Annotated in this window: 10 protein-coding genes; 7 read left to right on the plus strand and 3 right to left on the minus strand. The window is 49.7% G+C overall.

Features of this window, described 5'->3' with window-relative positions:
- Entirely contained in the window at positions 1-1,002 is a 1,002-nt protein-coding gene (locus ACZ50P_RS04725) for a YheT family hydrolase (protein WP_464117887.1), read from the plus strand.
- Here the strand turns inward: ACZ50P_RS04725 and ACZ50P_RS04730 are convergent.
- Positions 958-1,683 (minus strand): hypothetical protein, encoded by a 726-nt coding sequence (locus ACZ50P_RS04730; RefSeq protein WP_464133840.1) that lies wholly within the window; start codon positions 1,681-1,683, stop codon positions 958-960. The two genes, ACZ50P_RS04725 and ACZ50P_RS04730, sit on opposite strands and share 45 nt — an antisense overlap.
- On the opposite strand from ACZ50P_RS04730, the gene ACZ50P_RS04735 reads away from it, so the two are divergent.
- From ACZ50P_RS04735 to ACZ50P_RS04745, 3 genes are all read left to right on the plus strand, one after another.
- Complete coding sequence (locus ACZ50P_RS04735; protein WP_464133844.1) at positions 1,674-3,194, plus strand: flippase activity-associated protein Agl23; 1,521 nt, start codon at positions 1,674-1,676, stop codon at positions 3,192-3,194. The genes ACZ50P_RS04730 and ACZ50P_RS04735 overlap by 10 nt on opposite strands.
- Positions 3,191-5,416, plus strand: a complete 2,226-nt coding sequence (locus ACZ50P_RS04740; protein WP_464133845.1) for a lytic transglycosylase domain-containing protein — start codon at positions 3,191-3,193, stop codon at positions 5,414-5,416. The genes ACZ50P_RS04735 and ACZ50P_RS04740 overlap by 4 nt, the downstream gene beginning before the upstream one ends.
- A 63-nt stretch (positions 5,417-5,479) precedes the next feature.
- Positions 5,480-7,066 (plus strand): LysM peptidoglycan-binding domain-containing protein, encoded by a 1,587-nt coding sequence (locus ACZ50P_RS04745; protein WP_464133847.1) that lies wholly within the window; start codon positions 5,480-5,482, stop codon positions 7,064-7,066.
- Between the two features lie 52 nt (positions 7,067-7,118).
- Here ACZ50P_RS04745 and ACZ50P_RS04750 read toward each other — a convergent pair whose 3' ends face one another.
- Entirely contained in the window at positions 7,119-7,982 is an 864-nt protein-coding gene (locus ACZ50P_RS04750) for a LysR family transcriptional regulator (RefSeq protein ID WP_464133849.1), read from the minus strand.
- An 88-nt stretch (positions 7,983-8,070) separates the two neighbouring features.
- Here ACZ50P_RS04750 and ACZ50P_RS04755 point away from each other — a divergent pair, with 88 nt between their 5' ends.
- The gene (locus ACZ50P_RS04755; protein ID WP_464133851.1) at positions 8,071-8,409 is read left to right on the plus strand and encodes a hypothetical protein; all 339 of its coding nucleotides are present in this window, start codon (positions 8,071-8,073) and stop codon (positions 8,407-8,409) included.
- Here ACZ50P_RS04755 and ACZ50P_RS04760 read toward each other — a convergent pair.
- Entirely contained in the window at positions 8,406-10,226 is a 1,821-nt protein-coding gene (locus ACZ50P_RS04760; RefSeq protein ID WP_464133853.1) for a hypothetical protein, read from the minus strand. The genes ACZ50P_RS04755 and ACZ50P_RS04760 overlap by 4 nt on opposite strands.
- 214 nt (positions 10,227-10,440) lie before the next feature.
- On the opposite strand from ACZ50P_RS04760, the gene ACZ50P_RS04765 reads away from it, so the two are divergent.
- Together ACZ50P_RS04765 and ACZ50P_RS04770 are read left to right on the plus strand one after the other, a co-directional pair.
- Entirely contained in the window at positions 10,441-11,205 is a 765-nt protein-coding gene (locus ACZ50P_RS04765; protein WP_464133855.1) for a M48 family metalloprotease, read from the plus strand.
- 80 nt (positions 11,206-11,285) lie between these two features.
- Positions 11,286-12,353 carry a branched-chain amino acid aminotransferase gene (locus ACZ50P_RS04770; protein WP_464117872.1) on the plus strand — a complete coding sequence of 356 codons (1,068 nt, stop codon included), beginning with the start codon at positions 11,286-11,288 and terminating at the stop codon, positions 12,351-12,353.
- Positions 12,354-12,473: the final 120 nt, after the last annotated feature.

The raw sequence follows: 12,473 nt of genomic DNA on the forward strand, positions 1-12,473 counted from the left end.
TTGCGACGTCTTGATCTGATTCCATGCTCTGCGCCTTTTTGGGCCGACAGCGGTCATGGTCAGACTTTGTGGGCGCACTTCCTTAAATCCATAGAACTTTCTGATTTTGGTAAAAAGTTTCAAGTCGATCTTCCAGACGGGGATCGGCTTTTTTGTTCCTATCTGCCGGGTTCATCACCCCTCGTGGTCAGTCTTTTTCACGGTTTGTCTGGCGATATTTCCTCTGATTACATGCAAAGAACAGCTTTGATTTGCCAAAAGCTGGGACATACCGTGGTCCTGGTCAATCACCGAGGGGCCGGCGAAGGGGCACCCTATGCGCGACGTCCTTATCACTCCGGCAGTGCTGAAGATGTGTCGCTCGTCTTAAGTCATTTGCGTCGGATGTTCCCGAACCATAAGCATGTTTCAGTGGGCTACTCCTTAAGTGGCAATATCATGTTGTGTTTGTTGGGGGGATTCGCCGGAAGAGAAAAGCCCGATGGAGCGATCACGGTCAATGCGCCGTTAAATCTTAAAAGTGGATCTCTGCTGCTTAAGTCAGGGCTGAACAGGCTTTATGATCTGCGTTTTGTGTCCCGTTTGCGCAAACTGGTGGATGAAAAGTACAAGATGGGGCTGATCTCGGAGCGCTATGAAATTCCGCCTTGGGCCACGTTGTGGGACATGGATCAGATCTACACGGCTCCGGCATCGGGTTTTTCCAGTCGTGAAGACTATTATCAGCGTTGTTCATCAATCAATTATGTCAGCAATATTGACGTCCCGACGTATTCATTGACGGCGGGGGACGACCCCTTTGTTTCCGTTCATGACTATTTTCAAGCGCCCTTTTCCAAGTATGTACAGCTTCATATTGAAAAGCGTGGCGGGCACATGGGGTATCTGCATCAGGGGGCATTGCCAGTCGGTGGAAATCGCTGGCTGGACTATTATCTTTACGAAGCCCTGTGTGGCCTAGAGCAAACACTCTTTGAAAAGACTCCAGCGAGTGCACCATAGGGAATAACCTGGTGCTGTCTGACCAGAATCAAGGACCGACAGTTGTTCCACCTGCAAAGGCTGCTGCCGCAGGGCTCGCAAGACAGACGGTGCCAAATACCAGCCTTGTATCTTTTGCTTTTTCATATGCACCGTCAGTTTTTTAAGTGCGTCCTGCTTGATCATGAGGACATCACTGAGTGGGTCCGCGGGCACGGGTCCGAACTTTTCCTTTAGAATTCCGTTGAAAAGATGTTCATTCGTCTGGCGGGTATTTTCTGTCTTTAAAAAAGAACTGTTCTTCTGTGCGTAGCGATTGCCCCAGTACAGGTCTATTTTTTCTTCACTCATCAAATGTTGCAACAAACGGAAGAGATCACCCAGGGGAGTGCTCATTTCCACGGATGAAATTGTCAGGAAATGACCTTGAGCAGCCTGCAGTCCTTGCCACAGGCTGGCAGCGCGGCCCAGATGTTTTTCATTCCGTATCACCTTCACAGCTTTGGGTGGATCTGAAACCACGACACCTTTTTCTGTCATCAGGATGACTTCGTAGGGAAGTGGAAACTTGGCAAAGAAGGTCTGCAAATCACGCAGACAGTCCGTCAGGTGTTTGTTTTCCTGATTCAAATATATCACCAATGACAAGAGCGGGGTTGACACAGCAGATTCCATCTTTACGATAGTTAGCAATGAAATCATCGAAGGTCACGAACTTCTCTGAAATGGCGCTGTGGGTGGGGCTTTTACTGCTGGCAATTCTCAGTCGCTTTCTGTTGCTGACAAACAAGCCTATTCATTTTGATGAAGGTATCAATGGCTGGTTCGTCATGCAGATGTCCAAGTTGGGGTTTTACAAATATGATCCCAATAATTATCACGGACCTCTTTACTTCTATGTTCTTCAGTTGTTCGAATCCCTTTGGGGGCGCAGTCTGGAAGTTCTTCGGGCTGTTCCGGCATTTTTCAGTGTTTTAAGTGTGATGGTCTTTTTTTACGGGGCGCTTTCGTCCCGATTTGTGAACCGAAGCATGGCTATTTTGCTGCTGATCAGTCCTGCGTTTATCTTCTTCGGTCGATCCGGTATTCACGAAATGCCTTTCGTGTTCTTTCAGCTCATCTTTGCATTGGGGCTTTTGCGCTGGTTGCAGCAGCAAGATGGCAAAGCCCTGGGGCTTTTCTTGCTGGGTTTGTGGGGGATGGTGACTTTGAAGGAAACCTTCGTTGTCACATTGTTTGCCTGGGTTGTGGGGCTGGGTGCTTTGGGGCCCCGGGCATTGCGTGAACTGTTTTCAGTCAGGCGCATTTCGCAGGCGTGGACTCGTTCGGTCACTGTGCTGTTTTTGGTTTTACTTTTGCTGTACGTGCAGTTGTTCACCGGCTTTTTTAAGAATCCGTCGGGACTGGGGGACTTCTTTAAGGCGATTTTGCCATGGTTGAAAACGGGAGTGCATGGCCAGGGACACGAAAAAAGCTTCTGGTACTGGATCCAGGTGCTTTATGCGGCAGAGCCGCTCGTCTTGCTGGGGATGGCTTGTTCGTGCTGGGGTGTGTTTTCCCGCCAGAAGGCCTTGCGAGTTGTCAGTGTTTTTTCGCTGGTGCAACTGTTGGTGTATTCGTTGATTCCCTATAAGACCGTATGGTGCGTGCTGTCGCTGGTGTGGGGTTTCTATTTTGTTCTGGCATTCACGGCGGAACAGATTTTCTCAGCCCGATCCCAAGGGCGTTGGCCTTTGCTGGCTGTGGGGGGACTCTTGGCTTTGCTAGGTTTCCGAAGCACTTATATTTCCGTTTATCAGGTGCCGATGGATTTGACACATCCCTATGTTTATGTGAATTCAAGTTACGAACTGGCAGAGTTGGCCGATCGAATCACAGGCGTCTTGCGGGATCATCCGGAATTGCGTCAGGAAACTTTGCAATTCGGAATCAAGGAACAATGGCCGTGGCCGTGGATTCTGCGGGACTCCAAAGGGGCCGCTTTTGAGCTTTGCAGTAAAAGAGTTTTGCCGGATGCCTTGGTGTATTTCTGCGAAAAAATCGACAGCGAACCACTGGAACTGCTTTTGAATGAACCTTACTGGAAGATTGAAACAGTTTTCCGTCAGGGCAAGGAAGCCAGTGTCGTGTATTTGAAGAAGTCCGCTTTTGATATGAGCGGTTACCAAGGAAGCCTGCAGGTTGTGGGCCCTTCAGAGGAGGATGCTCCGTGAAAAAAAGTTTGGTCTTGGCAAGTCTTTTGACGGGCTTAAATGTTTCAGCACAAGTACATAAGGTCGATGTAAAAAAAGAACTTTCTGGCAAAGTGGTGGATCTGTATCGAGTGACGCCGGAAAAGAAGAAAGTCAAATTGTCGCCGCTTTCTCAACTGAAGGATTACGAAATTCATCTGAAGTGGGTGGAGTGTGCAAAGCTTGCGCCTCAAGTGTTCAATGCTCGCAAGGATCTGCGGGGTTGGGTGGCAACGACCTGGTTGCACTGTCTGGAAGGGGCGCAGAGCAAGCGCAAGGATGCGGCGTCTGTCGACAAGGCCCTAAGCACTCTGGAAGCGCACAAGGATTTGATGCAGGAAGGCCCTTGGTCCGCCAATCTGGCGAAGTCTTATGTCAATCTGAAGTTGATGTCGCTGGAAGATCAGGTCAATCGCAAAATTAAATCGGCGGCTGCTGGGATAGATGCTTTGTTGGGGGGCAGCTACTCTTTGAACAAAGAGCAAAAGTCCCGGGCGTATCAGATGTTGGGCGATCTGGCGCTTGTGGATAATAATTATCCCGAAGCGCAGTTTTTCTATGAGCAGGCGCAGGATCAGCGGGATTCAAAATATCTTCAGGATAAACTGGATTTTATCAGTCGCACGAAAGTCACGGTGGTGACACCCGTGAAGACTGCGGCGACCGTCACTGAGGTCAGCGGTGAGGAAGGCAAACTGGAAGAACGTGTGGCCTCAACCCTGAAGCAGAATGATCCGATCTCGGCCCTGAAAGACGCTATACAAATTCTGAATGAATATCCCGGAAGTCGTGCCGCCCGTCGCATGAAGGACAAACCACTGGAGATCTACAATTCATTGTCAGAGCAGTTGGTGAAGGTCAAAGCGTTGAATGAAATGGAAGAGGCCGACACTCAACGGCTGATGGACTGGGCTCAGAGTCTGCATCGTCGTGCGGATTATGCGGGCTCTCTGTCTTTGGCGATGAAGGCTTTGGATAAAAGCCCCACCGCACCCAGCACGACCTCCGCGTTGTGGATTGCCGGGCGTTCTGCGCACTTTCTGGGGCAGTACGATCGTGCATTGGATCTTTACAAGAAACTCTTCACCCATCATCTGGGATCTGACGAAGCTGCAGAGGCTTTATTCCGTTCCGGTTTGATTTACTATAGAAAGAAGGAATTCACCAACGCGTCAGCCCTTTTGGAACGACTTCTTCAGCAGGGGCGCGAACGCTATGAACTGAACGGGCAGTACTGGTTGGTGCGTTCACTTCAAGGCAGCAAGTCAGATCGGGCGCAACAAGCGGCTGCGGATTTGATGGAGCGTTATCCGTTTTCCTATTACGGGCTGCGCCTGCGGGCGGAGTCTCAGGCGGGCAAACTGACCTGGCCTGAAAACAAAGACAAGGTTCCGGCGTTGACGAATGAATTCTATGTCGTGGGTTCGCAAAAGACGGCTTGGCAGCGCTTTAAGTCCCTGTCAGAGGCTGGTTGGGTCGGCGAGGCGCAGGAAGAGTTGTCTTTTATGCCGTTCATGAAAGACGCGACATTGAAAGTGAATCTGGCGGAAAAAATGATGGAACGCCAGCAGTACGTCACGGCCATTCGCTGGATCAATGAGGCGATGGAAGCAGATCCTCGTCTGCGTCGCGAGCAATTTGTGAAGATCAGCTATCCGGAGGCTTTCTCGAGCTTGTATCAGGCTGAGGCAGAACGCTATGGCGTGGATGCGGTGTTGTTTAAGAGTCTGACTCGGCAGGAAAGTGCTTTTAACTTGAAAGCTGTTTCCACGTCCAATGCTTTGGGTTTGATGCAGATGATCCCTCCCACCGCGCAGGAAGTGGCGCGCAAGCTGGGAATGAAGGTGGAGCTTCCTGATGATATGTTCCGCCCAGAGGTGAATATTCCGATGGGGTCGTTCTATATTTCCCAGATGTTGGACCAGTTCCAAGGAAGTGTGCCATTTGCTTTGGCGGCTTATAACGCAGGACCCTATCGCGTAAAATTGTGGATGGAAGCAAGAGCTGAGGTGAGCGAATTAGTTTCCAAGCCCAGCTCTGAACCCCTTGATGAGCTGTGGTTTGACGAGCTGCCGTGGACAGAGACGAGCTTTTATGTGAAGGCCATCTTAAGGAACGTCCTGCTCTATCGTCTCTCGGAGAAGGGAAATTATGCCCCAAATCCCGTCCTATGGCAGGATTTGCTGATTAAAAAGGCAAAATAAGGACGATGTTTTATTGAAAAAGTCCTCTGACTTTTGTAGCCTGAAACCTGCGTCGGAGGACTCATGAGGAGACTTTTAACATTGAGTTTGGTCCTGGCCTTTTTGGCAGGGTGTGCTCATAAGGATTTGGGCACAAAAGCTGGCAGACCAGCTACCAACAGTGAAGGGGATTTGAAGGACATTGGCTCGTTCCGCTTGTCTGACCCCGAAGGCCCCAAGGTGGTGGATCAGGAATTGGAATCCATCCCTACTGAAGTTAACCCCCTGGTAGAAAAATGGATTGCCTACTTCCAAGGTCGCGGTCGCCCGCACATGGAACGTTATCTGGCCAGATCCACCCGTTACGAAAAACTGATGAAAAAAGTTTTGCGTGACAACGGACTTCCTGAAGATCTTTTCTACATTGCCCTGATTGAATCCGGATTCAGTTCCCGTGCGACGTCTCATGCGTCTGCCGTGGGCTACTGGCAGTTCATTCGTGGTACAGGAAAGCGCTATGGCTTGGATATCAACGCCTTTGTGGATGAACGCCGTGACCCGGTATTCGCAACCCAAGCGGCCGCTGAATATTTCAAAGGCCTTTATAGCGTGTTCGGCTCCTGGTATCTGGCGATGGCTTCCTATAACGTGGGTGAAAACCGCGTGAAACGCGAAGTGATGAACCACTATACGCGCGATTTCTGGGAACTGGCTCGTAAGAAAAGACTTCCAGCTGAAACCATCAATTACGTGCCTAAGTTCATTGCCGCGAAAATGATCGGCAAAGACCCGGCGAAATATGGTTTCGACGATATCGATTATCTTCCACCCATTGAGTTCGATCACATCACAGTCAATCAACCGGTGAATCTGCGTATGATGGCTGAAAAACTGAATCTGAACTATGAAGATTTCAAAGCTTTGAATCCGAAGTTCAAAGGGGAAGTGGCAATTCTTAAGGGCAGCGACCTGGTTCTGCGTGTGCCGCCGGGTACATCTAATGAAGCAAAAGTGGCTGCAACCGAAAGCTTTGTATCCAGTGTTCGTTTCGTTGCAGACTCTGGTGATACACAGACGTATCGCATTCGTCGCGGTGACACTCTGAGCACCGTGGCTCGTCGCTATCGCACAACAGTGGCTTACCTGCGTGATTTGAATGATCTGCCTCGTCGCAAACCTTTGAAAGTGGGTATGCGCATTCAGGTTCCGGACCGCACTCCAGTGAAGGATCGTCCAGCAACGCGCTCCATGGTGGCAAAGAAATCCACCTCTGAAGAGCCAAAGAACTCAGTGACCGTCAGCGCTGATGGTCGTTACTACATCGTTCAGTCCGGTGACTCTTTGTTCACGATTGCACGCAAATACTCCACCAGTGTTTCTGAATTGCAGCGCATGAACAACATCAAACGTGGCCGTACTTTGAAGGTGGGCATGAAATTGAAAGTGCCAGTCCCAGGCAGTTCTTCCATTGCGAAGGCTTCTGTGGATGTGGCTAAGTCCAGCAAACCTAAAGCCAAAGTTCACGTTGTTCGCCGTGGTGAGAACCTTTCCGTGATCGCTGCGAAGTACAATGTGGCTGTTTCGGATATTAAACAAAGAAACAATATCCGCAATCCGGCATCTTTGATGGTTGGAACACGTATTGTGATCCCCAACGAAGTGAATCAATAAAATAGCCAAAACGGTTGATACTAAGAAGGGGCTCTGAAAAGAGTCCCTTTTTTTATTCTAAAATTCCCTGGGTCAATTCGTGAGCAAAAAGACGCGCGGGTTTGGAAAGCTGATGCTCTCCCAGATGAATCAGATAGATCTTATAGCGGATCCGTTCGGCCCAAACGGAAAACTCTTCGACGGTTTTCAGACCCGTCTGGACGCTGGCGACAAAGTCCGGGACAAGGCCCACACCCATTCCCAGCAGACTCATTTGAGCAATGACCTCCCAGCTTTCCACTGTTAAGGCCGTCAGTGCATTTTTTCCTGTGGCCCTCTTATAGGCTTTCTCCAGCTCGTGTTTGCCGGGGCCTTCCAAAGTGCTGATAAAGCGTGGCTGGGCAGGGGTGGTTGAGGATTTGTGAATGCAGCTAAAACCACCTTCCCCCAAGAGTCGTCCTTCAAATCCCGGTGGCCGGTTTTCGTCGATGATAATCCCCAGTTCAGCTTTCCCAGAACGGACCATCTGCAGGATCTCAGGCACTGACCCAAATTGAATTTCCGGCGAAACGGCGGAATGAGTCTTCAGAAAGTCCTTTAAAAATTTCGGCAGCAGATAGTGCGCCACCGCGCTGGAAGTTGCAAGCGTCAGGGGGCCGGAAATCACTTCAGAGCGGCCTTTGAGTTCGCTTTTCAAATCTTCAAGTTGGGTCAGGATGCCTCGGGAGCGCTCCAGCAGCAGGCGCCCTTCTTCCGTCAGCTTGAAGCGGTTTTTAGTGTGCAGAAGAAGTTCACATTGCAGGTTTTCTTCAAGCTTTCTGATGGCTTGGCTGATCGCGGGCTGACTGATGTTCAGCGCTTTGGCGGCCGCGGCCAGACTGCCCAGTTCAGCGGCTTTTATAAAGTACTTCAGATGGTAAATATTAGGTTCAGACATAATAATAAAATTTTATTATTAAATTAAAATTAATTCAATTTTGATTATATCATTTCAGCGTTATAAGGGCCTTCGTTGTGGAGGTCCTATGAAAAATCTTGTTGTTTCTGTTTTGACATTTTTGACAACGTCCGCCGCATTGGCTGCAAATCCAGTTTGTAGGGTGGACTATCGCAGCCCCTCCAAAGCGTATGAGATTCCGGTGGAATTGACAGTGGAAGTAAAAGAAAACACCGATCTGGCCAGTTGGGTGCTGGATCAATGGGTTGAGGAATTCAAGGTGCGTGTGGTGGAAGTTGACGGGCATTATATGGCGACGCTGACTTTCGCGGATGTTTCCGTACACACAATGACCGACAGTGACCTGTCGTTGTCTTTAAAGAAGAATTCAGAGCAAGTCACTGTGACCTGCCCGGCTCGCTACTAAATATCCTGAATTGACAGCAGGGAAATGGCGCTCTTGATCTTGCGGATCGAAGCATTTTTATCCGGCGTCGCGGTGGCTTCACGGATTTCCCAGCGACGTCCCTGATAAAGATAATACAGATAGTTCTGCAAAGTTTCCTCTGTGATCTCAGGATGGTAATGGGCCACGTTTCTAAGATCCTTCATCAGGTCCGCGCAGAAAGCCAGTGTTGCCACGGCGGCTGATTTGGGGTCTTTGAGATCACTTTTTTCCATTTTATAGTGCTCGATAATAACTTCCGGAATGCGTTTTATCTGTGTTGGGCCGCGACTGTTGGCGTCCGTATCAAAGCCGTTTCCCTTGGCCAAAGAGACCAGCACCGGCGCCAATTCCTTGATTTTGTATTTCCAGTTCTGACCGTAGTCTGTTTCTGGTGCCAAGACTCCGAAGGCGAACTGGGCCAGCATGTTGTAGTCATCGTCTTCAATTCGCAACAACGCCATCAGCGTGCTTTTTTCGTCCTGCAGGGCTTTGACATAAGCTTTGGTGAAGCTGTCTTGCAGGTTCACGGTAATAGACACCTTTTTGAAGTCACGATTCAGTGGAGTGTAGTTGTAGGCCACGCGGTTGCGGAAGACTTTGCTGGCACCAAAGGTCAGACGGTGATTGCGGATCCGGAAACGATGCTCGGTGGTTGCCGGCAGCACATAGACAGGGGTGCCAACCGGGACAGAAGCGTTGGATTTAAACACAGCGCGGGTCAGGTTGTCTCTTTCCGCTTGAAGGAAATGGAAGCCGGCAGACTGGGAGGCATAGAAATAGATCCCGGCGCCCCCAGAGTTGATTTCGTCACCGGCGAATGTTTCAAGTCCGGTTCTGGAAAGTTCAACTCCGTCCTGACGGAAGTAAAGCAGTTGCTTTTGTTTTTTGTCGATAACGACATAGGCTGAATCACCATAGTGGGTGTGGAAATATCGAATGACATCCAGATCCGCCTTCTGATTCACGGCGTGACGTTTTTGAATGTACGTTTCATATTTTTCCGCAGGATATTTTTTCAGATTTACAATCTGGGTTGTGCCCTGATTCAGGCGCTGATCGGGAAGTTTGACAGAAGGAACTGCGACAAAGACTTGTCCCAGCACAATAATGCGTGCGCCGTCCACGTCGGACGTCTGACTTTCACGCAAAGTCAGCCAATAATCCTGACGCATTTTCTTTTGAATTTCAGCGTCGGTAATTGTGCCACAGTCGCGGCCCAGACTGCGCAGCAGGGAATTAAACTCCACAACCGTCAAGTGACGTTTCTTTTCAGTGGCCCCTGAAATAGAGGCCAGTTTTTTAGACAATGAAGTTCCGTCGATGTGAGGCCAGTTGTGGCTAATCCAAAGGCTTTCGATTTCACTGTCGCTTAGATTGATTTCACCCAGATGGCGGGCCAGCGCAGCCAGCACTGCAACATAAGAGTTCGACATGCGGGTGGCAGGTTTCCAGTAATCGGTTTTTTTCAAAGTTTGAATGAAGTTTTCATAATCTGAAGCCTGGCCGTAGTTCACGAAAACAGATTTGAAACTTTCAATCTGATCTTTATTCAGGCGTGTGCTCAGTGTGGCGGCATAGGCTTCAATCGTATTGAGATTTTCAAGACTCAGTCTTTGCGCAAGCTTCAGGAAGGCGCGCTGATAAAGGTGTCCTGTCAGGGACGGATTCAGAATTTTTTGCTCGGAATCCTTCAGACGGACAATGGGTTCTTTGCAGTGGGCCGGAACCTCGGTGGCCCAGGCGGTGCCAGAGATCAGTAAAGCTGAAATAAAGACTTTAAAAGCTTGAATGCGCATGTCTGGCTTTTCAGCAAAGCCGAAGCCACACTGAGGGGAAAGTCAGGCCCTCATGGCGTTCTTCACGCTGTTAATATGTTAGACAGGGGCCCCGCAGCGGCAAGGGCCCATTCGCGGCAGAGGTATCATTTTAGGCGTTTATTTGATCCTCTCTCGGCTTTAGGTTGCTTATGGCCTGGGTACGAATATCGCTAAGACCTAAGAAAGAGGTCTTATGCGTTGGAAGAATGTTTTCGCTGTCAATTTCGTGTTGTCTTTTATGGTGGCTTTTCAGGTGCAGGCCTCGGTTGTGCAGTATATTTCTCCGGATTACTATCTGGGGCAGTTGGTGCGCGGTATTTTGATGGCGGCGGCTGAGATCAGTCACCCACAGTTCAAGGAAATTGAGGCACCCGAAATAAAGCGCAGGGCGGATCAGGCACTTCAGAAAATCTATCAATATCCGGCGTTCAAGTATCGTTACGACAAGCTTTCGATTGTTATCATTCAGGGTCTTCCCGGAGAGCCCAACGGATTTAGTTTTGGTAACAACATGTTCTTGACCAAAAGTATTGTTGAGATGTTGACCCCGGCTCAGTTGACGGCCGTGATTGCCCATGAGTTGGCGCATTCTGAAAAAGCTCACAATATGCAAAAAACACCGCTGCCTTTGGGGGCGGTGGCTTATCAGCTGAAAACTATCTATGAGTCTGTGGGAGCAGGCAAATGGCCGGCGGGCCGGGACCTCTTAGCTTCGATACAGGAATTGCTGGCCACCAGTGGGCTGGCAATGGAGCTTCAGGCGGACTGTGTGGCGGCTCAGCAATTGGAGCATATGAAGCGTCAGGGACTTCCACATTCTGCCGCAGATTTAAACAGTGCCACCAGTGTCTTGATGGGTTTTGACATTACCACAGACACATCGGAAGACCCTGCGGCTGTGCGGGCTCAAGCTTTAGTGAATAAAGTTTATGAGCAAGGTTCGTGTGATATCTTTTAACACGGGGCTTCGGGTCTATTAAAAGGTGAAAATCGCAATCGAAGTTTGACCAAAGTGCCTATGTTCGGTAGGTCCTTGGTATGACAACAATTACCAAAACTCTGACGACGTCGCCGAAGGCGCTTCCTCCGTCCAATCAACTTGGATTCGGACAGCATTTTTCTGATCACATGTTCGTGGCAAAGTTCACGGAAGGCAAAGGATGGAGCGAGGCTGCCATCCTGCCTTATGGTCCTCTGTCTCTGGATCCGGGGGCTTCTGTTTTTCATTATGGTCAGGCGCTGTTTGAAGGGATGAAAGTCTTTCGTCAGGAGGACGGTAAAGTGGTGTTCTTCCGTCCGGAGTTCAATCATCGTCGTATGGCAGATGGCGCTGCTCGCCTGTGTCTGGAAGCGCCCCCGTTGGAGCTTTTCATGGAGGCTTTGCAGGAGTTGGTGGCGGTTGATGAGCGTTGGATTCCCAAAGAGCCCAACACTTCTTTGTACATTCGTCCGACCTTGATTGGTTCAGAGCCTTTCCTGGGGGTTCGTCCGTCGCGTGAAACGATCTTCTTTATTATTTTATCCCCGGTGGGCTCTTATTATTCTGAAGGAACCAAGCCGGTAAAAATCTGGGCGGAAGAAAAGTATCTTCGTGCAGCGCCAGGTGGATTGGGTGCCGTAAAGGCCGGAGCAAACTATGCCTCCAGTCTGAAGGCGGCCCTGGAGGCTAAAAAGCAGGGCTATTCCCAGGTTCTGTGGTTGGATGTGGAACACCAGGGGATCGAGGAAGTCGGCACCATGAACGTGTTCTTTGTTTTCGATAACGAGATCGTCACACCGGCCTTGAACGGCAGCATACTTCCGGGTGGGACCCGTGATGCGATTTTGGAACTTTTGCGTTCCAAAGGTCTGCCAGTCGTAGAACGTCGTATTACCATCACAGAGGTGATCGAGCGCCTGGGGCGGGGAGAGCTTAAAGAAGTCTTTGGAACTGGCACAGCGGCGGTTATTTCCCCTGTGGGTGTGTTGCACTACAAGGGTAAAGACTGGATCATCAATAACAATGAAAATGGTCCACTGAGCAATGAACTGTACCGAGAGATCACGGCCATTCAGCGTGGAACTGAGCCGGATAAATTAAACTGGCTGGTGCCTCTTAAGAAATAGTTTTTGTATTGATTGTGTGCGGGCCGGGTTGTCTTGAAAAGGCAGGGCCCAAAAAAAGTGCTAGCGAGGAATCGTCAGTGATAACTCGCTAGCTAAGGGGAATGAAACCAATCCTTGTAT

The organism is Bdellovibrio sp. CKG001 (assembly GCF_055397465.1).